General features: G+C 67.9%; 12 protein-coding genes. 3 read left to right on the top strand and 9 right to left on the bottom strand.

The genetic code is table 11. From position 1 onward, the window contains the following. Positions 1-44: 44 nt before the first annotated feature. A complete protein-coding gene (locus ROV95_RS12645) occupies positions 45-494 on the bottom strand; it encodes a hypothetical protein (RefSeq protein WP_312544676.1) in 450 nt (149 codons plus the stop codon). A gap of 115 nt (positions 495-609) precedes the next feature. Here ROV95_RS12645 and gspH point away from each other — a divergent pair, with 115 nt between their 5' ends. From gspH to ROV95_RS12630, 3 genes are read left to right on the top strand one after another with little or no spacing between them, the layout of a single operon-like run. Further along, a complete protein-coding gene (gene gspH / locus ROV95_RS12640) occupies positions 610-1,056 on the top strand; it encodes a type II secretion system minor pseudopilin GspH (protein ID WP_312544675.1) in 447 nt (148 codons plus the stop codon). An 8-nt stretch (positions 1,057-1,064) separates the two neighbouring features. Further along, entirely contained in the window at positions 1,065-1,415 is a 351-nt protein-coding gene (gene gspI / locus ROV95_RS12635; RefSeq protein WP_219633891.1) for a type II secretion system minor pseudopilin GspI, read from the top strand. After that, positions 1,412-2,026: a prepilin-type N-terminal cleavage/methylation domain-containing protein gene (locus ROV95_RS12630; RefSeq protein WP_058980585.1), complete on the top strand. Its 615-nt coding sequence runs from the start codon at positions 1,412-1,414 to the stop codon at positions 2,024-2,026. The genes gspI and ROV95_RS12630 overlap by 4 nt, the downstream gene beginning before the upstream one ends. A 299-nt stretch (positions 2,027-2,325) precedes the next feature. On the opposite strand, the gene ROV95_RS12625 is transcribed toward ROV95_RS12630, so the two are convergent. The 8 genes from ROV95_RS12625 to gspK all read right to left on the bottom strand — a co-directional run bounded on the left by ROV95_RS12625 (position 2,326) and on the right by gspK (position 24,107). Next, positions 2,326-14,718 (bottom strand): filamentous haemagglutinin family protein, encoded by a 12,393-nt coding sequence (locus tag ROV95_RS12625; RefSeq protein WP_312544672.1) that lies wholly within the window; start codon positions 14,716-14,718, stop codon positions 2,326-2,328. A 206-nt stretch (positions 14,719-14,924) separates the two neighbouring features. After that, a complete protein-coding gene (locus tag ROV95_RS12620) occupies positions 14,925-16,121 on the bottom strand; it encodes a substrate-binding domain-containing protein (protein ID WP_312544671.1) in 1,197 nt (398 codons plus the stop codon). A gap of 381 nt (positions 16,122-16,502) precedes the next feature. Continuing rightward, on the bottom strand, positions 16,503-17,702 hold the full coding sequence (gene gspF / locus ROV95_RS12615) for a type II secretion system inner membrane protein GspF (protein ID WP_312544670.1): 1,200 nt from the start codon (positions 17,700-17,702) through the stop codon (positions 16,503-16,505). A 7-nt stretch (positions 17,703-17,709) separates the two neighbouring features. Beyond that, positions 17,710-19,143: a type II secretion system ATPase GspE gene (gene gspE, locus ROV95_RS12610; RefSeq protein ID WP_312544669.1), complete on the bottom strand. Its 1,434-nt coding sequence runs from the start codon at positions 19,141-19,143 to the stop codon at positions 17,710-17,712. Continuing rightward, on the bottom strand, positions 19,140-21,521 hold the full coding sequence (gspD, locus tag ROV95_RS12605) for a type II secretion system secretin GspD (RefSeq protein ID WP_312544667.1): 2,382 nt from the start codon (positions 21,519-21,521) through the stop codon (positions 19,140-19,142). Before gspD ends, gspE begins: the two co-directional genes overlap by 4 nt. Then, positions 21,518-22,045: a type II secretion system protein GspM gene (gene gspM, locus ROV95_RS12600; protein ID WP_312544665.1), complete on the bottom strand. Its 528-nt coding sequence runs from the start codon at positions 22,043-22,045 to the stop codon at positions 21,518-21,520. The genes gspD and gspM overlap by 4 nt, the downstream gene beginning before the upstream one ends. Then, the gene (gene gspL / locus ROV95_RS12595; RefSeq protein WP_312544663.1) at positions 22,042-23,205 is read right to left on the bottom strand and encodes a type II secretion system protein GspL; all 1,164 of its coding nucleotides are present in this window, start codon (positions 23,203-23,205) and stop codon (positions 22,042-22,044) included. The genes gspM and gspL overlap by 4 nt, the downstream gene beginning before the upstream one ends. Continuing rightward, positions 23,202-24,107: a type II secretion system minor pseudopilin GspK gene (gene gspK / locus ROV95_RS12590; protein WP_164143854.1), complete on the bottom strand. Its 906-nt coding sequence runs from the start codon at positions 24,105-24,107 to the stop codon at positions 23,202-23,204. Before gspK ends, gspL begins: the two co-directional genes overlap by 4 nt. Positions 24,108-24,116 lie beyond the last annotated feature (9 nt).

Below are 24,116 nucleotides of genomic sequence, written 5' to 3'. Positions count from 1 at the left end.
TCATCGGCGATGCTGCGCAGGCGCAGCCGAGCGTAGGCTCGGCTCTACGGTACCGCGGGCACGATGCCATCGCTCGGCACCGGCGGCAGCTCGGGCACCGGGAGGCTACGCGATTGCCCGGCCTGGCTCAGTTCCACCGCGCTGGCACTGATGCTGGCCAGCACCGTGCAGGGTCCGAGCCGTTGGCCGGGCGCATACGCTTCCGCCGGGCGTCCATCCACCGAGAGCAGGGCCAATGGCGCATGGTCACCGGCCATCACGCCCAGCACCACCACCTCGGTCTGCACTGCACCGGGGGACAGCAGCCGTACCAGCGGCAGGCTCGCCACTGCATCGAACATCGGCCGTACCGGCGCCACGGCCTTCGCCTCGCTGGCCGCGGCCGCTGGCGCCACGGCAGACAGGGTGACACTCCAATAGGCCACCACGGCCAGCAGCAGCGTCGCCGCCAGCAGGGTCAACATGCGATTGCGATCCCAGCGCCTGCCATCCATGTTCCGCACCACCGCCACGTTCGTGTCCGCCTACGCTAGCAGCTGTGGCTGACGCTTTTGTTTCATCATGCAGGCCTACGCTGGCAGGTGTCGACACGGACAGGAGGCAACGTCGATGCAGCGCGTGCAGCGTGGTTTCACCCTGCTGGAACTGATGGTGGTGCTGGTGATCATCGGCATCTGCACGGCCGGAATCGGGCTGGGCCTGGGCAGCCTGCTCGACCCGGGCCGGCAGCTGCGACAGGAAGCCGAGCGGTTGGCGCAGCGCCTGCAGGTGGCGCGCGATGAGGCGCGCATCGATGGCCGCCCCCTGCGTTGGCAGGCCGACGCCAACGGCTATCGTTTCAGCCGCCGCGAAGGCAGCGGTTGGGTGATCATTGAACGCGATGATCTGCTGCGACCGCAGAAGTGGCAGGCAACGGGTATCGCGGTGCAGCCCGCCAGCCCCATTGAGCTGAGCCCGGAGTGGATCGGTATCGCCTGGGAGCTTGCGTTGTCGCTGGATGGCCGCAAACTGCGTCTTCGTGATGATGGCAGCGGACGGTTGCAGGTCGTGCAGTGAAGCGGAACATGCGCGGATTCACCCTGATCGAAGTGCTGATCGCGCTGGCGATCGTTTCGATTGCGCTGGCAGCGGTGATGCGCTCGGTGGCAGTGGCGACCGACGATCAGTCACGGCTGCATGACCGTCGCCTGGCACTGATGTGCGTGCAGGATCGCTGGCAGGAACTGCGCCTGAGCGGACAGGCACCGCAGGATGCCCGGCAGCGCTGTGTGCAGGGGCGCAGCAGCTTCCTGGTGCTTCAGCATCTGCGCACGGGCAACGACGGCCAGCCGCAGCTGGAGCTGAGTGTGGTTGCCGAAGATGCACCCCGGCAGTCGCTGGCGCGGATGCAGTTGCCATGGACGGCGGCGCAATGACGCGCGCCGTGCGCGGTTTCACCCTGATCGAGGTGATGATTGCGATCACCATCATGGGCGTACTGGCGCTGATCTGCTGGCGGGCGCTCGACAGCGTGGCCAACAGCAATCAGCGCCTGCGCCAAGCCGATGCCGAGACCACGACGGCGCTGCGCGTGCTGCAGCAGTTCCAGCGTGATATCGAAATGCGCGCAGACGATGCGTTGATGAATGGCGCAGTGCGGCCGGCCGATCAACCGCAGCGGTTGCTACCGCCGTCGCTGGTGAGCGAGCGGCACCCGGATGGGAGCTTCGCGCTGGAGATCACCCGCAGTGTCGGCAGCGATGGGCTGCACTGGCAACGGGTACGCTGGTGGCGGCAGGGCAATACGCTGTGGCGGGCCAGTGGTACGGCTACGGACCAGTATCCGTTGCCGGCGCCGGAACTGTCGAAGGGCATTGCCGTGGCGCACGGCGTTCAGCGGTTCGAGGTGCGGGCCTGGCAGCCAGGAACGGGATGGGCCGTGTTGCCGAGCGAAGGCGAGGTAATGCCGGCCACGGGACTTGAACTGCGGTTGGGCCTGCGCGATGGGCGTGGGCCGTTGAGTTACCGGCGGGTGCTGGAGCTTTAGGCTTCTCCCAGGCAAAGCATCCACGCATGGCGTGGATCTACTGCCGGCCAAGGTCGGCATCTATCGCGACACATTCGCGCGTCGCTCCCGCCGCCGGGCACTCTCCTGCACCCGGCGGCGTTGTGTCGGTGGTCCTCACCGCTGATGGCCGTTCCCTGCCCTCCGTGCCGTCCTGGCTGGGGCCGCCACCGCTCCGTGGCGGCTGGCCCGATGCTGTCCGTTCTTCCGGCCCGATCGCATCCACGCATGGCGTGGATCTACCTTGGTACCGACTGTTGATCGGCACCGTTGCAAGAGGCCTACCGGCGCTGCGTGCCCTCGTCGCGACTTGCCTGCGGGAACTGGAAGGCACTGTTGGCGTCATAGCCAGCGTTGGCAGTATTGCCACGCGCCGGCGGGTTGATGCTGCTGGTGCCGCTGCCGAAACCGAGGATCTGCACGCTGATCACCGATGGCTGGTTGCGCCGCGCATCATCCTGGCTCTTGCGCATCACATCCTGTGCCGCCTGGCTGGCGCTGTTGGCTGCTGCACTGGCCGAGGCCAGCGCGTTGACGTTCACCGTGGCCAGCACGGGCAGGCCCTTGCTTTCACCCTGTACCTGGATGTTGGCGGCGTTGAGCACCTGCAGCGCGGCCAGGTTGATGTTGCCCGAGACGCGGATGCCAGCTTCGCCCGCATCGATGGTGCCCAGCGGCGCGATCAGGTCGACATCGCCCGGCCGCACTTCGGCAATGGGGTTCAACGTTGCGATGCCTGCACCACTGGCCGGGGCCTGCGGCGACAGGAGCACATTGCCCCAGCCGTCATAGACGCGGCGCGGTGGCGTGTACAACAAGGTGGTCTGCGAACCACGGCCGGCATTGATGTCACCCTGCTCCGACCAGGCCAGAATGTCACCGCCGAACGTTGTCATCACCCGCGACAGGCCCAGCAGCACGCTGTCCTGGCTGAACAGCCGGATGTCACCCTGCCCCTGGGTCACCAGCCCCGCACTGGCCGGCGGCACCACGCCCTGCACACCCACCACGATCTGTCCGCCCGGCGCCATCAGCTCGATGTTGCCGCCGGCTTCGGTACGCACGCCGGAGCCTCCGTACAACAGGATGTCGCCGGTACGGTCGATGGCCTTTCCGGCAGCGTCCTTGTCCGGCATCAGCGTGGCGATGGCCTCGCGGCCGCGCAGGTAAGAACCAACGCGTGGCCCATTCCGATCATTGTACTCGCGCCCACCTTCACGCAGTTCGGCGTAGTAGACCTGGCGCAGGAAGATGCGCTGCTGTTCCTTCGGCAGCCGGTCGAATGCCGCCAGGGCCTCGGCGCCACCAACCGCCAGACCGAAGCGCTGCTGCAGCCACTCCCTCAACTCCTTGTCGTAGATCTTCACCGCCTTGCCCGGTTGCGCAGCCAACGACTGCGAGGGATCGGCGAGGTTGGCCGGATCCAGGTAGCGCGTGCGCAGTGCATCGAAATCAATGGCCTGATTGCCCGCCGTCAAGGCAATGCTTGCGCCCGGGCGCGTATCGCCCTGCACGATGCCGCCCAGGCTGACGATGCTTCCTGCCTCTTCCTGGCGCAGCTGGCGACCGGCGCTGACCTCGACATTGCCCGGGCCGGCCACCGTCAGATTGCTGCGGATGATGTCCCGGCCCGCCTCGATCCCGCTGATATCGGTTCCGCGGGTGTTGAGCGCGGTGACATCGGCGCTGATGACATCGCGGCCGGCGCGCAGCCGTACCGCCGAGCCCGCCTCAAACCAGTCAAATACGGTACGTCCGCCATTCTGGCCATTGCGCGAGAGCTGCCGCCTGCTGCCGCTGCCCAGCCCGATGATATCGCCGGCCACGGCATAGAACCGGCTGACCGCCGTCGGCGTAGCCGGCAACGACGCACCAAGCGCGGTATTGGGACCGAACGCGAAATACGGCAGCACGGTGTCAGGGCTGGCGGCGTTCCCATCGACGGATACATTGCTGCGCACCGTTCCCGCGTTTCCGGGCCCCTGCGCGATGAAGCCGGGATCGAACGGCCCAGGGATGCGGGCATCACTGCTGGAGCGCGCGATCTGTGTCGCTCGGTTGGCGGCCAGGATCGATCCTCCCGCCAGCACCTCCAGCCGTCCCGACGCCGAGGGCGCCAGCAGGATGACGTCCTGGGCATCAGGCACACTGCCGCTGCGCAGATTGGCGAGATTGATGTTGCCCGAGGCTGCAATGGCGGTGAACCGGGAGGGATGCAACCAATAGTTGAGATAGATGTCGCCATTGCTGGCGTTGATTTCGACCACCTCCCTGGCCTGATTGCTGCCGCTCGCATGCTGCGTGCCCACCAGGCCCGGCGACAGATTCCCGCCGGCGGAGAACAGGTCCAGCGCGGTGCGCGGCGTCCATAGCGAGAACCAGCTCGTGCCAGACGCGCGGCTGCCATCATCCAGCACGATCGTGTTGAAATTGGCCACGGGAACCCGGCCTGGATCGGCGGCACTACCCAGCACCACGTCGCCGCGCGCCTGCAACTGCGCGGTTGAGTCGCCCAGCACCAGCACCGGTCCGGCCATCGCAACCGGGCTGTCGGCCACCAGCGGATCCTTCAGGCCCAGTTGCCCATAGCTGGCCTGGACTGTACTGAGGCCACCAATGCGCGCAGCGTCGATGCGGGTATTGCCACGAACATTGGTCACCACGCCATTGACGTCCAGGTCCTGCTGATCCGATGTGCTGCCACGACTGCTGGCACGCAGGCCCGGATTCAGTGCACCCCCGCTGCGCAGGGCCATGTCACCACCGCCAGTGAGATGCAACTGGCCATCGACCACGCGCCCGGTTGATCCGACCGCGACCGAAAGCGCACTCGAATGCGGCGAGATCTCGTATCCCAGCGCGTTGCCCATGCTGTCCAGCATGCCCATATGGCGGCCTGCGTCCAGGCTCAGATTGCCGCCCCCCAACGTCCCGAACCCGGTAAAGCCCACCAGGCGGGGGGTTGCATCCAGTTCGGGCCTCACCGTGCTGTAGGTTCCGAAATTGATCCACCAACTGGTCGGCGTCTGCACGACACCGCCGGTGGTGCCCGTTCCCTGCCGCCACAACCAGTTGCCCACTGCTGCGCTTGAGTGGCCAGCCTGGTCGCGCTGGACCGTGCCCGATTCCGCGCGGAAGCTCCATGTATCGCCGATGATGTCGCGCCCCGCCTCGATGCGCAGATTGCCGCCCTGGTCCGGATACCACGCCTGATAGCTGGCGAGGGCCGCGTCGTAGGCCCCGGAGGCCTGGGTCGAACCAAGCAGCAAGGTGTTCTCCGGCTTCGGCGCACGCGCCGCGTTGAAGCGCGGATCGCTGCCATCACCCAGATGGGTGGGCGTACCTGCGGTGTAGACACCGAAGCCGGATTTCATGCGCACGTCCTGCGCCGCCAGCAGCGCCAGGTCTCCCTTGCCGGTACGCAACACGCTCCAGGCCGGCGAGCCCAGGCGCTTGCCGTAGGTAGTGACTTCGGTAAGCGTGCCGCCGCCGTAGCAGTAACCGGTGACTGCACAGATATCTTCCTCGGACATGCCCATCTCGGCGCCAAGTTCCGACGCAGGCCTGCCGACCCAGGACTCGTCCCCCCACCACATCAGCGAACCCTCCTTGTCCACCAGGCGCGGCGCCGCGCCGCAGAACGGTCCCAGTTCACAGATGTCACCTTCGGCGACACCCAGCATTTCAGCCGCCTCCCGGGGCGACTTGCCGACCAGACTGTCGTCCCCCCACCAGAACAGCGAACCTTCCAGGTTGACGACACGATCGCCTTTCCATTCCGTCGTGGTGGTCACTGTACCGATGGTGCTGTAGTGGCTGTCGGCGAGTACGATGCTGCCGTCACTGCCCCAGCGACGCGTGCGCGGATCGGCAGACGCTGTATCTGCACCAGCCACCGCAGTCAGGTCCCATGACGTTGTCCCTTCGGGCAACATCGGGGCCAACGCCCAATTGCGCCCCTGTCGGCCGCTGGCGTCGGCCACCCGCAGCTTCACCGGAGCGTCGCCGGCCAGTTCCACCTTGGTCATCGAGGGGATGATGGCACCGGCGTGCAGATCCAGCGCGCCGGAGAGCCGCATCACCATCGGCAACGCCACTCCGGCAGGCCAGATCTGGGCCGCCACCGGTGCCGGACTGCGCAGGCGGAAGCCGGCGCCCAGCCGTGCGCCTGCGTGAAGGGTGAGCGCCTGGGCCAGCACGGTGCCTGCTGCCAGCACCTGGCCGCCATCGGTGGTCACCGCCGCCCCCAACACACTGCCGGCGGGCAGCGTGAGCTCTGCGGAAAGTGTCATGGCCACCGGCAGCACCGTACCCGACGGCAATGTCAGCGCCTGGAACGGCAGGTCGTAATTCAGTGTCGCACCGGCGCGGAACTCAGTGCCGATCTGGAGCTTGACGCCCTCGCCGGGCACGATCAGATCGCCACCAAATGCGGTGTTCGGCGAGCCCGCGCTCCGCCCTTCCAGCAGCACCCAGCCGTCCTCATCCGGGTTGGCAGGCGGCGGTGCGAAACCGTCGTTGATGCTGCCGTAGACGTTGATATCGCCCTCGGCGCGCAGCACGAGCGCGGCCGATTCACCGAAGCCACGGCGCGCTGGATCAGTCCGGTTCGACTGCGGTCCGTAGCGGTAGCCGGACAGATCGATATCACCGGCCACCACCAGGTCGCCACGCGGATTGTCATTGCTGCTCCGCGCCACCAGCTGCACGCCGGGACGCAGGCGGTAGCTGCCCAGGGCGGCGGTGCGCTGCTGCAATCCCGTATTGGCCAGCGCGGCGTTCATCCACAGGCTGTTGTCCAGGTCCACCACCGTATCCAGCCATTGCTGGTTGATCACCTGCGGACGATGGCCGTGCACGTCTGGAGCGCTGGCCAGCGGCGCCGAATCGTAGCTGCGGAAGGCGTTGACCTGGAGGTCGCCGGCGCCGGCAATGCGGATGCCGCTGGCCACTTCGATTGCTGCATCGTTGCTGCCCACGCGGGGCACGTTGAGCTTGACGCTGCCGCGTGCGCGGCCGTCGTTCTGGCCCGGGCCGCTACCGGTCGCCACCGACGTACCGGCGCGCAGGTCCATCGAGGAAGCCGCACCCAGCTGCAGGCTGCCGTTGGCAGAGGTCAGTTCAATCATGGCCCGGTTCGGGCTGTCGATGATCTTGCCGTAGCTGTCCACGCGCAGGCCGCTGCCATGCGCGTCCAATGTGCCATCGATACGCAGCACGTCGCGGGCGGACAGGCGGATGCTGCCGACCTGTTCGCCACTGGCATCAACGCGGCCATTGACCTGCAGGCTGCCGCCATCCACGCTGATATCAACGTTTCGGGCCTTCACCTCATCGCCGATCACCAGGTCGCCTTCACTCAACTGGAAGGTCCGGCCACCGGTGATGCCACCGGCGGTAAGCCGAGCGTTCAGGCCGGAGAAGTCCTGCAACCGGCGTGCACGCACCACCAGCTCGCCACCGTCATAGGGCACTTCGGTTCCACCGGCATCGTAGCGACCGCTGGCGCCGCCCAGCAGGGTCCCGGCCAGATCGATACGGCCGCCCTGCGGGCCCAGTGCAGCAACGGTCAGGCGGCCGCCGCGGTTGTTGCGGGCGGAAAGATCGATACGCGACCCGGTGTCGGCAACGATGTCACCTTCGCGGCTCGTCAGCGCCACGTCGCCGCCCCAGCTGTACTTGTCCACGTCGAACAGGCTGACCTTGCGGCCGGCCATGTCAAGCACCGCGTTGCTGCCAAGCGTCATGCCCTGGCGGGCATTGGCTTCGAACCGGCCGGACGCCAGCGCCACGCGGCTGTCGATGCCGATCCGTTCGGCCGTGATCGACAACTCTGCACCCAACGCATCGCTGCCCGTGGTCGCCGCAGCACCGCGCAGCTGCACCGTTCCTCCATTGCGGATGGCCAGCTGCGCACCCGCGTTGCCGGTCAGCAGCGGGGTGACGATATCCAGCGCGCCGCCATTCAACTGCCAGCCGCTGCCTGCCACGTAGTCGCCCTGGCGCTGGAAGACGTCCAGGCTGCCCTTGCCGGAGAACAGCATGCGATCCGACGCCGCCAGCGTTACGCCGGCGAAGCCGAGCACCTGGCGATCTGCGGCCACCGTCGAGCTGGACCGGGTGAAGGGCGCACGCCCCAGCTCCAGCACCCGCGTATTGATCTCCAGCTGCCCTTGGCCAAGCCGGCCCACCATCGCCTCGCCGGCTGGTTGGGTCTGCTCACCGCCGGCCAATGCGGTGCCGGCCAGCGTACCGTCCCAGACCAGCGTATCGGCGAAGATGCGCGCGCGGTCGGTAGCGCTGCCGTAGCCGTGAATGGCAGGGGCACCCAGCACCAGACTGCGTAGACTGCTGCGGCCGGTCGCACTGTCACGCGTATCCAGGTCCACGCTGCCGAACACATTGATGGCATCGCGCGCGGTCAGGCTGAGCGCCTCCAGCGCCGGCGCGCCGGTGGCGGTGTTTCCGCGCAGTAATCGCTGCAGTACCTCTTGGTTCATGGTCATGCCGGCCGGCAGGCCACCAGCTGCCGCTGCCGTCGCAATGGCTTCGGCACTACCGAGGTTGAGGGCCGACATGCCCAGGCCGAGCTGGCGCGTTCCATAGCTCACTGCGTCGCCAATGTTCAAGGCGCCGTCGGTGACCACATTGATGCTGCCTGCCGACAGCAACCGGGTCTGGCCACTGCAGTCCACCTCGCATCCGCCGATGTCGATCGCCACCGGACCGGCGGCACTGCCGCCCTGCGCACTGAGCGCCGTCAAGCGCTGGTTGGACACGGCAAGCAGGCCGCCCGACACCAGATAGGGCGCCGTGGGCTGCGCCACGCGCGAGGGATCGGCTCCGGCCAGGGTATCGATCGAAGCGCCCTGCTCGACCAGGATCCCCTTGCCCCCGAACGCAGCCGACAGCAGCACTTCCTGCGCCGTCAGGGTGACGCCGTTGCGCACCACGATGTGCTGCGCACTGCCCTCCAGCGAATAAGTCGTCGCGTCACGTCGCAGCACGCCGCCGATCAGCATCGTTTCCGGGCGGAACGCATTGAGCGCCGAATCGAAGAGGGTGGCACCGCTTCCACTGCCGGCACTAACGCCCTGGGTGGCGATCTCCAGCATCGCCTCATTGGAAGCGAGCAGATTGACCGAAAGCGTGCCGCCCCGTCCGTCATTGCTGCCGGCGTTGAAGCGTGACACGCCCTGGAAGATCGCGGCTGGCACGCTCGAACGTCCGGCGCCATCACCCAGCACCAGGTTGAGGTTGCCGGCATCCGTTGGCCGCCAGCGCAGTGCTTCACCACGCCGCTCGGCCACGCCCTGTACGAACGCGCTGTAGGAGGTCTCGTTGTAGCTGGCATGGCGGCGCACCACATCCGCCGGCGTCAGCACCAGATCAGTGAGCAGCGATGAGACTCCACCCCCCAGGCTCTGCGCCTGGTGTCCACTGACGCGCCAGGAACCGGTGCCGGTCGCCACTGGCTGTCGGCTGCCGACGGCGCTTTCAGCCCCGACTTCGACGCGGAATGCGCCCTTCTGCAGGGCGTAGCTGGCCGGCAGCAACGTGTAGGTTCCCGCCGGTAGGCCTGGAACCCCGGCAGGGATGACAATCTGCTGGCCAACGCGCGGATCGGCGCTGCCGTCAGCGAGCGCCTGCGGCGCCTGCGTGCCCGAGCGTCCCGGCATGATCGCGTAGACCGCATTGTCACTGCCGCTGAAGCGGTAGCGCGGGTTCGCATCCGCCAGCGCATGCCGCAGGACGTCCACCGAGCCACCCCGTCCGGCCACGAATGCAGCGCCGGACAGCTCGCCGCCGCCGGACATGTCCAGCACGCTGCCCGCCACGCCATTGAAGGCGTTGCTCACGATGTCGATACCGATCGGGATGTTGTTCGAGCCGGGGCCCAGCACATCGAAGTCGGCACCGTTGCGGCGCCAGCCAACACCATCCACGGTGCCGCCAAACGGCAGCTGCAGGCCCGCTCCGCTCACCGACGTCACACTGCCTGCAAGCAGGTCGACGCGGCCGGCGACATCGGCGTTGAACTTCCGGCCGCCGAGCTGCACATGGCCCCACGGCACCTGCACATTGCCGCCCTGCACCACCGTCGCCGCCACCAGCTCCAGGCTTCCGAACGCAGAATCCGGTGCCGGTTGCGCGCCGCCTGCAATGCCATGAATGCGCAGCACGGCGTCGGGGTTCTGCCAGAACGGCTCGCCTGAAGGTCCGATGTCGGGGACGCCGGCCACGATGCGTCCCTTGGCCCGGGCTGCCGGGTACAGGCGTGCGGCGCTGATGTCGATAGACCCCGGGCTTGCCAGCGTGGAGACCAGCGAACTGCTGGCGACCGGCGCCAGCAAGCGGATGTCACCGCGGCTGCGCAGCGCGACCTGATCAAAGCCCGCCAGCCAGGTCACATCGCGCAGGTCGATCAGATCGGCGCCCACCTCCAGGCGATGCTGCCGGCCGGCGTCGAGGGGCGCCTCCAGCGGGCGCAACGTGCCTTCGCCGGCCGGTTGCCACCAGCGGCCCTGCGCAAGGCGGACATACGGCGCGGCCAGTTGCAGGTGGCCGCCCTCGCTGCCACCCGGGACGAAGCCGAGGTAACGCTCGTTCAAGCCTTGGATGCGCAGGCTCTGGTCCATGCGCAGATTGACATCCCCCTGCGCACGGATGTCACCGAACAGGGCCAGATGATCGAAACCACCGGCCTCGATCTGCTCCACCGACAGTGCCGCGTGGCCGTACTCAAGGCGTGCAGGCAGGTCCGCCGTCTGCGCGGCGTGCTGGGTCAGTGAGATCATCCGCGGTGCCAGCACGTCGTTGCCGTTTGCCGTCCTGCCGTAGGTGCCACCACCGAAGGCAACCCCCAGGGTGCCGCCGCGCGCGCCGTCGCCGCCGGCCGCTGCGTCCAGTTCACCCTGCAGGTACAGGGAATTGCCGCTGCGCAGCACGATGCTGCCGCCATCGCTGTCCACGCGGGTGCGCCCGCTGCCATCGATATCGAGCAGCGCCGACGCACCGGAGGCATCCAGCCGCGCCCCACGCTCCACCACCACGAAGGTATCGGGTGGCAGGTGGCGTACGTTGTCCTGGTCTTCCCAGTCCAGCGCGCCCCCGATCTCGATCGTTCCGCCCTTGCGCACCTGCCCGCGCAACGTCCCGCGCGCGTCGCGCAGCGAAACGGTATCGCCACTCACGTCCAGCAGCGCGCCATCGGCGATCGTCCACTGGCGCTCGCGGCGTGCATCACCACGTACACCGGATGGATCGAACGCCTCATCCAGGCGGATGCGGCCGCCGGCTGCCTTCAGATGACCGGCCACGCTCAGGTTGCCGGCGCTGGACAGTTCGATCGACTGGCCCGGGTCGACCTCGATCCTGGCCCCCTTGCCAACGCGCAGGTCGGCCGTGGACAGCAGATGCCCCGCGCGCAGTGTCAGGCTCGCGCCGCCACGCTGCGACACGCGACCACTGCTCGGATCGGCCTCGTACAACGATGGCATCCAGGCCTGCACGCCCTGCTCGCGGACCAGAGCCTGTGCTGCGCCGTCGGCCAAGCGCAGCGCAGGTCGTTGCACCTGCAGCGGGGTGCCCTCTTCAACCGTCAAACCGTTGTGACCGGCGATGTCATAGCCGGCGAAGCCGCTGTTGAACAGCGCTGCCTGCAATCGCAGCGAGGCTGCCGATGCTTCCGTGCCAGGCACGCCGATAGACACCGCACCGCCGGTTGCCAATATGAAGTTGCCGCTGCCATTGCCGAGCGCGCTGAAGCGCGCGCCCTCGCCGAAGCCCAGCCGGCCGCTGCCGTCGGTGGCGACCTCGGTGCTGGCCGCGAGCAGACTGACGCTGCCGCCCTTGCCGACGCGCCCCTTGCCGTTGGCATCGATCGCACCGCCGGCATCAACCAGAATCGCTGCTCCCTGGCCCACGTCGATATCGTGGCTGCTGTTGAAGCGCACCTGCCCGCCGTCGATCCACGCCTGTGCGGGACCGCCCTCCGGCGCTGCAAGCGCGTTGCTCCAGCCACCGCCAAGATCGATCCGGGCGCCGGCCGCGACATCCACCGCACCACGTCCGGACGTCAGCAATGCCGTGGGCCCGCCAAGCGCCGCAAGCAGATTTCCGGCTTCCACCTGCCCGCCGGCAATCTGCACCGTTCCACCGAAGCTGACGCGGCTTGCGGTGAGCCCAAGCCGGCCGCCCTCCTGCAACCTGAGCGTGCCATCGAGGTCGATACGGCCGGCCGAAGCGAGGTCCACCTGCCCCCATCGCTGGGCGCTCAGCACCTCACTGTCCAACCACACGGTATTGCGCTGTGCTTCCCCGACCGGCGCCTGCAGCGTCCACGGCCGGGGATCGGCCTTGAGCGCTCCAATGCGGACATTCGAGTCGAACACCGCGCTGCGCCCGCTGTTGTCAAAACGCCCGAGCCACAGCTGGGCGTTGCGGGCCACCGCCGTCTGTGCCTGCGCATAGCCCTCCTGCCCCTGATCGGGCCGGCGCGTCTGCTGTGCGCCCTGGAAGGCCACCGTATCCACCTGGCCCTCCAGGACGGCCGTGGGCGCCGAGATCAACAGGCGGCCAGCATCGCGTCCCACGGTGTAGCCATTGTCGAAGCGCTGGCCCGGGGCAACCAGCGGATTGCGGAACGATTCGGTCACCCCCCAACGTTCCTGCTTCACTTCATAGCCCTGGTACAGGCCGTCGTACAGCATCTCCGCCGGGGCGTCGTCAAGGCGGTACAACTGGCCATCGCGGCCACGCAGCCAGCTCTGCTGCACCACGCCGGACTGCACATCCAGGCTGCCACCAGCCAGATTGATGTGCGAACCGGCGTGGCTGACGACTTCCTTGCCTGCCAACTGGACGGTGCCGCCCTGCGCTGCCCATTCGCTGATCGAATGCCCCTGATTGTCCAGATAGCCACCCACTTCCAGCAGGCCGCCGCCGGCATACCAGCGCGTGCCTTCATAGCCACCGGTACCGGCGGCAACTTCGGTCAACTGGCGGCGGTCGATCCACACCTCGCTGCTGATCAGCTTGCCGCTGTCACGATTGTCCGGCGAGTCGCGCAGCTCGTTGCCCTGCACCTTCACCTTGACGTTGTTGCTCTCCATCGCCACCTGCACACCCACCGCACCGGAGACGTCCACGCGCGCGCCATCATCCAGATAGCTGCGCCGGCTGGCGTCGGCGATCACCTGGCCGCCGGTGGCCACTGCCAGCGAGCCGGCCTGGAAGTTCACATCGCCGCCGGACACGACTTCGATGCGCGATTGCTCGCGGCGGTCCTGCAGGCGCGAGAGATTATCGAAGGTGCCACTGTTGCTGGAACCACGCAGCTTGTCCTGCTCGGCCGATTCCTTGATGAGCGCGTTGCGCTGGCTGTCCAGCGCCATGCTCTTGCCATCGTCCTCCAGCAGTACTGCCGTGGTCGAGCCGGCGGCCAGAGTCACGCTGCCGGCCGCATCGGACGCCGAGTTCAACAGGTGCACCGTACCGCGCTGGTTCAACGTGGTAGTAGCAACGGCCACTCCAGCCTGCTCGACGGTGCGGCCGGCCAGCGTGACATCGCCTTCGCGCGCCTGGATCAGACCACTGTTGCGAACACTGCCCGCCGTGCTGTCAGCGACGAAGCGCGGGGCAATCTCATTGCCGCGGGTGGTGGACGCGGTGTTCTGGGCGGTTCCCACGCCGCGACGGATCACGAAACTGTCACCGGCGGCCAGCTGGGCCTGTCCCTTGCGGGTTTCAATCTGGCCCGCGTTTTCCACGCTGTGGCCAGCCAGCAGCACATAACCGCCGCCCCGTGTAGCCGTGGTCGGTTCGTGCGTGGTGATGCGTGCACCGCGTTCGACCATGACCTTGCCCACGGCGTCGGTCAGCGCCGAGGTGTTCGCGTCGGCACTGTACAGGCCCTGCTCGCGGAACTGCGCATCGCTGATGCGCGCCGCCGCCGCGACCAGATTGCGGACATTGACCTGGCTGTTGTTGCCGAATACCACACCGTTGCGGTTGGCCACGAACACCGTGCCATCGGCCTTCAGCTGGCCGAGAATCTGGCTGGGTCTTGCAGCGGGATCATTGACCCGGTTCAACACGGCCCAGTCGGGGTTCTGCAGGAAGTTCAGCGTGGTATTGCCACCAATGTTGAAGGTCTCCCAGTTCAGGATCGCCTGGTCGGCGGTCTGCTCGATGTTGACCAGCACCCGCCCCTCGGCGGTCTGCGACTGGATGGCCTCACGGGCGTTGATCCAGCCACGGGTCAGCGGATTCTCGTCGACCTTCAGGCCATCCTTGCCCAGGCCATCGGCCACTACGAAACCCGCCTCGCGGCGCGCCTGCCGTGCCTGCTCCTGCAGGCGCTGCTGCAGGGCGATGGCCTGCGCGGCCGTGCCGAGGTTGTCGATCGACTGCTGCAGCTTCTGCCGTGCCGCATCCTGCTGCTGCGCGGGCAGCTGTAACTGGATCGGCACGCCATTGGGCATGCGCCCGCTCTGTGCCGCCGCGCCCTGCGCCGCACCGCGCTCGGCGAACCAGCCGGGGCTGAACGCCTGTTGGGCCTGAGTGGCCGGAGCCACCACGCTGCCCAGGGCCACTGCGACGGCCCAGGCCATCGGGTGGCTGCGCCACAGGGCAGCAGGGAAACGGGCGGTGGGCGAATGCGGGTGCGACATCGGGGACCTCGTCAACCTGATGGGCCGCGTCGGCCGCGGCGTGTGTACGGATGGGCCTGCGCCAGGCACGCCCTGCACCTCATAGACGGTGGCGACGGCGTGAAGGCGACAGGCGCATCACTGTCATGCAGCGGACATACGCAGAAGGCGCCGGCATTACTGCCGGCGCCCCTCTGCGTTTCCTGCAACGACCAAAGCAATCGCAGTTACAGCGGACGGCCGATGCCCGAGCAGGTGCTGGGGTTGTTCACGGCACCGGCGTTGGTGGCGGTCGCAAAGCGGGTGCGGACCGCATCACGCCAGGTCTTGGTCAGCGGAATGAACTTGTGCGCGCGGATCGCGTCGTCGTTCGGCCCCTTCTCGACGCCGCTGGCATCGACGACACTGCCGTAGTGACGTGCCAGGAAGGCACGCACGTTGGCGCCCACAGTGCCATTCTTGTAGCACTGGCCGAACACGAAGTTGGTGTAACCGGCAATCGGATAGCCCGCGTTCGGGTTGCCGAACACCGGCACCCAGTTCGCCGGGTTCTCGGCGGCGGCACCGGTCGGCGGCGCAGCGGTTTCCAGCGTGGCCTGCACACTCACTTCATCCGGCGAGAAGCCCTTGACCTTGGCGATTTTGGTGGCATCGGTCAGGCTCGGGATCACGTCCGGACCGACATAGCCGACGCGGCCGTCAACGGCATAGACGGCGTTGTACAGCGCGGTGCCACCGGTGGCCGGGGCAGCGATGAAGTTCGACGGCACGCTGGTGAACAGGTTGGCGAAGGTCGACTGCACCGAGAATGCCGGCACGCCGTTGGTCAGCTTCAGGTTGGTACCCGACACGTCAGCCGGCTGGCAGGCGCTGGTCAGGAAGCGGGTCAGCAGTTCGCTGGTGCCGCTGCTTTCGCCGCGGTAGACGACCTGGATGGCGCCGGTACGGCCCAAGCCCGCCAGCTGGCTCCAGTTGTTGATCTTGCCGGAGAAGATGCCGCAGATCTGGGTGACCGACAGGTCAACCGCCGAACCGGCCTTGTTGAACGGAATGGTGACCGAGGTGGCGACCGACGGGATCTGCACCAGTGCGCCATAGCGGTTGGCGTCGCCGGACACGTTGTAGGTGCTGTTGTAGGTGCTCAGCTCGGTGCCGCTCAGCACCGAGTCGCTACCGGCGAAATGCACGGTGCCGGTGGCCTGGAACAGGCTGGAATTGTTTTCGAGGAAGGCCTTCTTGCCGGTGCCCGAACCGGTCACGGCATAGCTGAAGTTGGCCGGCAGGATGCTGTCGGCCTGGCCCTTGTACAGGTCGGCCGGCAGCGAAGCGCCGCCGCCGGTGACGGCGGTCTGGGCCGAAGCGGCACCAGCAGTGGCCAGCAGCGCGGTAGCAACCAGCGCGGCCAGGGTCTTGTACTTGTTCATGATCTTCTCCTGAAGGGTTTACTGCGAAGGGAAACGCCAAGGGAGGAACGGTCACTACACGCCTGCTGCCGCCGAGGGCCTCCCAGCCCACTCTGCGGCGACGTGTCCATGCTGGTCCGCACCGATGACAGGCCGCTTAAGAAACCTGTGGAAGATCGAAAAAAGGTGTGGAGGATTGTGTGGAGAATCGGCCCATGCCACATTCCAACGACGCCGTCCGATCGACTGGATGGGATCGATTCGATGGAATCGACTGGATCGAATCGACTGGGTAGAGTCGACTGTTAGTCGACTGCTCTTCACACGCAGCAGCAGTACGAAGCACGCGCGCTGCGCGCTAGTCGACTAACAGTCGACTCTACCTGTGATGCGCTTTGCGCATCACTGCACCAGCTGGTTCATTTCCATGATCGGCATCAGCACCGCCAGCACGATCGTCAGCACCACGCCGCCCATCACCAGGATCATGGTCGGTTCCAGCAGGGCGGTCAGCGCCATCGCGCGACGCTCGATCTCGCGTGAGATGGTCTGCGCGGCGCGATCCAGCAGCGGCGCCAGCGAACCGGTCTTCTCGCCACTGGCCACCAGATGCACCAGGATCGGCGGATATACCTTCTGCACCTTCAACGCAGCACCCAGTGCCGCACCTTCGCGTACGCGTGCAGCCACATCATCGGCACAGCGCGCCAGCAGCGCGTTGCCCAGGGTCTGCCGCGCCGCCTCCAGTGCACGCAGCAGCGGCACGCCGGCATCGAGCAGGATTGCCAGCGTCGAGGCGAAACGCGCGCTGTTCACGCCCAGCACGAAGCGCCCGATCATCGGCAGCCGCAGCAGCATCGCGTCCCAGCGCAGGCGCAGCTCGGGCCGGCGCAGCGCCAGTCGCCAGGCCACCCCCAGCGCAGCGATGCCCAGCCCCGCCCACACGCCCCAACTGCGCACGAAAGCACTGGCCGCCAGCATCACCTGGGTCAGCATCGGCAGCGTCTGCCGCGCCTGCACGAACGCGGTCACCACCTGCGGCACCACGTAGCTGAGCAGGAAGATCACGATCGCGACCGACACCAGGCTGATCGCCGCCGGATAGATGAAGGCAGTCAGCACCTTGGCCTGCAGCGCGTTGCGCTCTTCGATGTAGTCGGCCAGGCGCTCCATCACTCGCGCCAGGTCGCCGGAGTCTTCACCCGCCCCCACCAGGGCCCGATAGATCGGCGGGAAATCGCGAGGCCGCGCGGCGAGTGCCACGGTCAGGCGCTGGCCAGCACGTACATCCGCACGCACGGCAGTAAGCGCCTGCGCCACGTGCGGGCGCTCGGCCTGCTCGATCACCGCACTCAAGGCACCTTCCAACGGCAGGCTGGCGGCCAGCAGGCTGGCCAGCTGGCGCGTGGCCCAGGCCAGCTCACTGGCTGACAACCGGCGAGCACCCCAGCCACTGCCGGCACTGCGCGCCGCACTGACCTGCACAGGCGTCAGCCCACGCCCGCGCAGCAGCTGACGCGCACCGCGCGGGCTGTCGGCGTCCAGCTGGCCTTTCTCGATGCGGCCCTGCGCGTTGGCGGCCTGATAATCGAACAGTGCCATCGTGGTCTCAGTCGTCGCCGGTGACGCGCAGGATTTCTTCCAGCGTGGTCACACCGCTGTCGACCCACCGCTGGCCGTCCTGCCGCAACGTGCGCATGCCGGCGCGCCGCGCGGCCTCGCGCAGCGCGGGCTCGCCCTGCCCTTCATGGATCAATGCGCGCACGCGGTCATCGACCACGAACAGTTCGTGGATGCCGGTACGACCCCGATAGCCGCTGTTGGCGCAGGCCGCACAGCCCACCGCGCGCCACACGGTTCGGCCTTCGCCATCCACCTCGGCACGCCGGCACTGCGTGCACAGCCGCCGCACCAGCCGCTGCGCCAGTACGCCGCGCAGCGACGAAGCCAGCAGAAAGGGCTCCACACCCATGTCGGCCAGGCGGGTCACCGCCGAGATCGCATCGTTGGTGTGCAGCGAGGCCAGCACGCCATGCCCGGTCAGTGACGACTGCACGGCGATCTGTGCGGTTTCCAGGTCGCGTATCTCACCGATCATGATCGTATCCGGATCCTGGCGCAGGATCGCGCGCAGCGCGGTGCCAAAGCTCATGCCGATGCGCGCATTGACCTGGATCTGGCCGATGCCGGCGAAGTCGTACTCCACCGGGTCTTCCACGGTGAGGATGTTGCTGGTGCTGCTGTCGAGCTGGCCCAGCGCGGCGTACAGCGACGTGGTCTTGCCGCTGCCGGTCGGCCCGGTCACCAGCACGATCCCGTGCGGCTGCCGGATCAGCCCGGTGAATGTGGCCAAGGTGTCATCGGCCATGCCCAGGCGCTGCAGCTGCAGGCGGCCGGCATCCTTTTCCAGCAATCGCAGCACGGCGCGCTCGCCATGCCCGGTCGGTACAGTGGAAACACGGATGTCCAGCGGCCGCCCGCCCACGCGGATCGCAATGCGCCCATCCTGTGGCAACCGCTTCTCGGCGATGTCCAGGTGGGCCATGATCTTGATGCGCGACACCAGCGCTGCATGCAGTGCGCGCCGTGGCTGCACCATGTCGCGCAGCGTGCCGTCCACCCGGTAGCGCACCACCGAATGGGTCTCGAACGGCTCGATATGCAGATCGCTGGCACCGTCGCGTGCAGCCTGTGCCAGCAACGCATTGATCATGCGGATCACCGGCGCATCGTCCTGCGCATCCAGCAGGTCGGTGACCTCCGGCATGTCCTGCATCAACCGGTCCAGATCGACTTCACTCTCGGCGGCCCCCACCACGGCAGCGGCATCGCCGCCGTCACGGTACTGCTCGCCCAAGCGCTGCTGCCAGGCTGCCGCATCCAGCATCTGGAACGGAAGCGGGCCATGCCGCCGGCGCAGCTCGGCCACGGCCCACGCTGCGGTGTCGGCGGTGCCCAGCAACACGGGCTCGCCGCCAACTTCGGACAGCATCACGCCATGGCTGCGCACCCAGGCGTACGCCAGCGGCGCGGAAGCGCTCACGGCCCGATCACCAGTTCCGGCGTGTAGCCCAGCACGCGCAGCTGCTGCAGCGCAGGGTCCAGCGTCGCCGGATCGCGCGGCAATCGCACGCGCAGGCGTTGCCCGCTCTCGCCGGGCGTCGCTTCAGCATAGGCCTGCAGGCCCAGTGCCCGCACCTGCGCCACGCCCTGGCTGGCACGCGCCGGGTCCAGCCCCTGCGCGAACTGCACCAGCTGCGCATCGCCGTCACCGGACGGATACAACGCGGCCAGGCTGGTGTTCTGCAACGGCTGGCCCCAGCCATCGCGCGCATTGCCCTGGCCGAGTACAGACAGGTCCTGCGGTGGCAGCTGCGGTGCCGACAGCGCCGGCAAGGCCCAGCTCTGTACTGGCTGCGCGCCCGCCTGCGCGTTGCGCATGTAGTCGTAGCGGTCGCGGGTCAGGCGCTGGCCGGCGGCCGGGTCACGCACCACGTGCGGGCGCAGGAACACCATCAGGTTGGTCTTGGCGCGCTTGCGCGTGTCGCTGCGGAACAAGGCGCCCAGCACCGGGATCTTTCCCAGCCCCGGCACCGCATCACGGCCATGGCTGACGCTGTCTTCCAGCAGGCCACCCAGCACCATGATCTGGCCATCGTCCAGCAGCACGCTGGTATCCAGGGCGCGCTTGTTGGTGATGATGCCGGCCGTGCTGTTCGCGCTCTGCGCGTCGATGCTGCTGACTTCCTGGTAGATGTCCAGCTTCACCGTGCCGCCTTCGGAAATCTGCGGGCGCACGCGCAGCTTCAGGCCCACGTCCTCGCGCACGATGGTCTGGAACGGGTTGTTGCTGCCGCCGCCACCGTCGGTCACGTAGCGCCCGCTGACAAACGGCACGGTCTGGCCGACCATGATGCTGGCCGCTTCGTTGTCCAGCGTCATCAGGTTCGGCGTGGACAGGATGTTGGCGCCGCCCTTGCTCTGCAGTGCGTTGGCCAGCGCTTTCATGTTGAGGATCTGGCCGACACCTGGAAGGTTGATGGTGCCGTCGATCACGCCGATCTTCAGGCCATCCCGGGGAAGCACGTCCAGCGTGGTGCGGGCACCGGTATTGAGTCCACTGCCGCCGGTGGCGCCACCGAAGTGGGTGCCACCAAAGGTGCGTCCATTGCCCAGCATCCACTGCACGCCCAGCTCGGCCGCATCGGTCTGGTTGACCTCCACGATCAGGCTCTCGACCAGCACCTGTGCACGGCGCTGGTCGAGCTGGTCGATCACCCGTCGCAGGTTGCGGTACACCGGCTCCGGCGCCGAGATCAGCAGCGTGTTGGTGGCCACGTCCGCCTGCACCGAGATGCCGTTCTGGCTGAAGCCGGTGCTTCCCGCATCGATCGGGTCACGCCGGCTCGGGTCCAGCCGCTGCGATTCCAGCGCATTGCTTCCTGTCTTGGCCTGCTGCGGTTGCGACGGCTGCGCCGGTGCGGAACGGCTTGCATCGCCAGGCAGTGGCGTGATGCCTTCATTGCTGCCCACTGCCGGCGCATCGCTCTGCCCCGCAACCACGCCGCGCAGCACGCCGGCGAGCTGATTGGCCTGGGCATTGCGCAGGTAGACCACATGCAGGTTGCCGGACTCGTCCTGGGCGCGGTCCAGCTTCTCCACCAGCTGCCGCGCCAGACGGGTGCGGCCGGGGCTGCTGGAACGCAGCAGCACACTGTTGCTGCGCGGGTCGGCCATCACCACCACCTTCTGGCTGGGCTCGGCGCCCTGCGCATCCAGCAGCGGCGCGACCATCGCCGCGACGTCCACAGCGATGCCCTGCTGCAGCTTCACTACATCGGTGTCCATGCCGGCCGGAGTATCGACGCTGGCGATAACCCGTGCGATGCGCTCCAGGTTGTCGGCATAGTCGGTGATCACCAGGGTGTTGTTGCCGGGGTTGGCGGTGATCGGGTTGTCCGGGCTGATCATCGGCCGCAGCACAGCCACCAGCGCCGCCGCATTCTCATAGCGCAGCGCAAAGGTGCGCGTGGCGATCTCGCCCCCTGCACCACCGCTGCCCACCCGTCCACCGAGCAACTTGGCATCGGCCTGCGGCACCACCCGGCTGACGCCGCCGTTCTCGACCACGGCGAAGCCACGCATGCGCAATGCGCCCAGCAGCAGCTGATAGGCCTGGGTACGGCTGACCGGGCCATCGGAAACCAATGTCATCTTGCCGGTCACCCGTGGATCGACCAGAAACTGGCGCCCGGTGAAGCGCGCTGCCATGCGCAGTACGCCACCGATATCGGTATCCACCAGGTTCAGCTGCACCGGCTCATCGCGGGTGTCCTGCGCCGCCACCGGCGCCGGCATGTGGGCCACGCCCACGATCAGGGCCAATGCGGCACTGCAGGCAAGGCTGCGCATCGCCCTCATGGATGGGCACCCGCAGGGGCCACCATCACGATGTGTCCTGAAATCCGTGCCGCCGGCATGTTCGCATCCCCTGTGCGTGTCAATTGCAGCTGCTGCAGCTCGATGGCAGGGTCGGCCAGCAGCGGCAGCAGCCAGTTCCATAGCGCATCGGCAGGTATGGCCCGTACCTGCAGGTGCCAGCGCCCGTCGCGCGCTTCGATATGCAGGCCGCCAGCCAGACCGGCGGCCTTGATCTGGTCACGCAGTCCGGCCAGGGTCGGATGCTGGCCCTGCGCCAGCTGCTGGCGCTCACGGGCGTGCAGCAGCGGTGCCAGTGCGCGCTGCTGCGCCTGCAGCCGTGGGAGTTCGGCCTGCCAGTGCGTGCGCTGCTTCAGCAAGGGCTCCAGCCATAACGACCACAGGCCCGCCACCAGCAGCGCCACCACCATTACCCACAGCATCAGCCGGTCGCGCGGTGGCAGGCGTTGCCAGCGCTGCTGCACGCCCGCCAGCCCCTCGCTCAGCCGCAAGGTTCGCGTCGTCACTGTCCCGCTCCGCTCACCCGCAGGCGTCCACCGGCATCGCGCACCAGCTGCAGCCCCTGCGCCTGCACCGCTTGCTGCCAGCGCTCAAGCCGCTGTGGATCGTCGGCCAATGCCCGAGCATCAGCGTCCAGCTCCAGGTACACCTGCCCGGGTTGGTAGTGCAGGCTGTGCACCTGCCCCGCCAGCTCCGGAACCGCGTGCAGCGTGCTGGCGACCTGACGCTGCAGCGCCGGCAACGGCGGCGCTGGCGGCGGAACCGCAAGCGCTCGCCTTGCCTGCAACACCGGGTCCACCACATCGGTGATCTCCGGGAAGCGTGCGCTGAACTGCCGTGCCATGTCCTGCTGCAGCGCCTCACCCTCGATCCGCCAACGCGAGACCTGCCACTGCAGCCCAAGTGCGGCCAACAGCACCGCCGCCAGTGCCAGGCCGATCGCCAGTCGCGGCGCTTGACGGCCTGCGCCGGGCAGCGGCAATGACCAACCCGGCAAGGGGCCACAGGCCTGCAGTTCATGCGCGACGGCGGTGGCCGGCAGGCTGCCCGGCCACGCCGGCGGTACGCTGTCGATCCATTGCACGGCCTGCACGCCGGCCTGTTGCAGGCGGGTGGCCAACGCCTGCATCGCCGCAGACGCATCACGTCCGCCATACCATTGGACAAGTCCCCGATCGCGCCCGCTGCGCACCAGCAGATGCTCGCCGCTGACCTGCAGCGTGGCGTGGCGGTCCTGCCAAGGCAGCAGCAGTGGCGTCGGATGCAACGCCTGCAGCTGCAGCGCGCACGAGGCCAGCAGCTGCTGCGCCTGCGTAATGGCCTGCTGGCCGAGCCAGGCCACCGGAACCGTACCGTCTGCCGCCTGCGCACCGTGGGCCAGCGCCACGTCCTGCAGATCATCCAGCAGCATGGCCTCCACCTCGCCCTGCAACGCCGCGTGCAGGCGGCGCCCGGACAGCGGCGGCAGCTGCAGTTCCAGCAGGATCAGGTCGTTCGGATCAAGGCAGGCGTGCACCGTGGCCCGCGGATGCCGCAGGCCCAGCGCCGCCAGCGTGTCGCGGCCGTGGGCGAGCACCTCGCCCTTGTGCAGCTGCGCCCAGTCCACCGCGCTGTCAGCGCGCAGGTGCGCCAGCGCCGGCAGGCGCACCCGAAGCTGCACGGTCATGCGCCGATCCTCGTCCACACCCGTTGTACACGCACCCCGTCGTCGCGGTACTCGCGCCAGAGCAGCGCGCGGAAATCAACCGCGCTGCCGTCGGCCTGCACCCGGCCGACGGCCAGGAACCACTCGCTATGGATACCCAGCGGAAGCACGGCCATCTGTTCGTTGCTCAGTTGGAGTCGGTTGGCGATGTCACCGCGGTTGAGCAGCCAGTGGCCGGCGTCGCGCTCAGCGAGCAGCGCCTGCAGCCTTGCCGGTTCCACCGCAGGCGCCACTGCCTGCAGGACGCTCAGGTCGCAGGTATTGGCGTTGACCAGGGTCTGCGCGGGCAACACCACTGTGCGCCGCGCCAGCGCCTGCAACGCCACCGGGTCGGCGCCGGCCAGCGCCTGTTCGATCAGTGATTCGCGCGGCAGCGGCGCCTGCGCCGGCATATCACCGTCGCGCAGGCGCGCCTGGATGCGGTCCACCGCGGATGCGCAGGTGCCCTGGCCCAGCCCCTGCCCGGCACACAACGCGACGAACGCGCCCCGCGCCTCAGGGTCCGGCCTGCCATGGGCCAGCAGGTTGCGCAGGTTGAACATCGACTGGGCATCGACCAGCTGCAGCTGCACCGGCAACGGTGCCTGCAGCTGCAAAGGACGCGCCCAGCGTCCGCCGCGCACCGTGGTCAGCTGTTCCTTCACATCCTCACGCAGCTGCTGCGCCGCACGCTCCAGCGTGGCGTCCACCGCCATGCGCACCTGCGCGCGCAACTGGTCGCCGCGCAGCGCACGCAGCTGCGCCGACTGCCGGGTCAGCAGCGCAGTGGCAATCACGGCCACCAATGCCACCACCAGCAAGGCGACGATCACCGCCACGCCACGCTGGTGGATGCATGAAATCGAACGCGTCCGGGCTGCCATCAGCACGCC

This window comes from Stenotrophomonas maltophilia group sp. msm1 (assembly GCF_032025805.1).
GTDB classification, from domain to species: domain Bacteria; phylum Pseudomonadota; class Gammaproteobacteria; order Xanthomonadales; family Xanthomonadaceae; genus Stenotrophomonas; species Stenotrophomonas hibiscicola.
The sequence above is the reverse complement of the archived record's forward strand: the minus strand, read 5'-3'. Positions and strand labels throughout refer to the sequence as shown.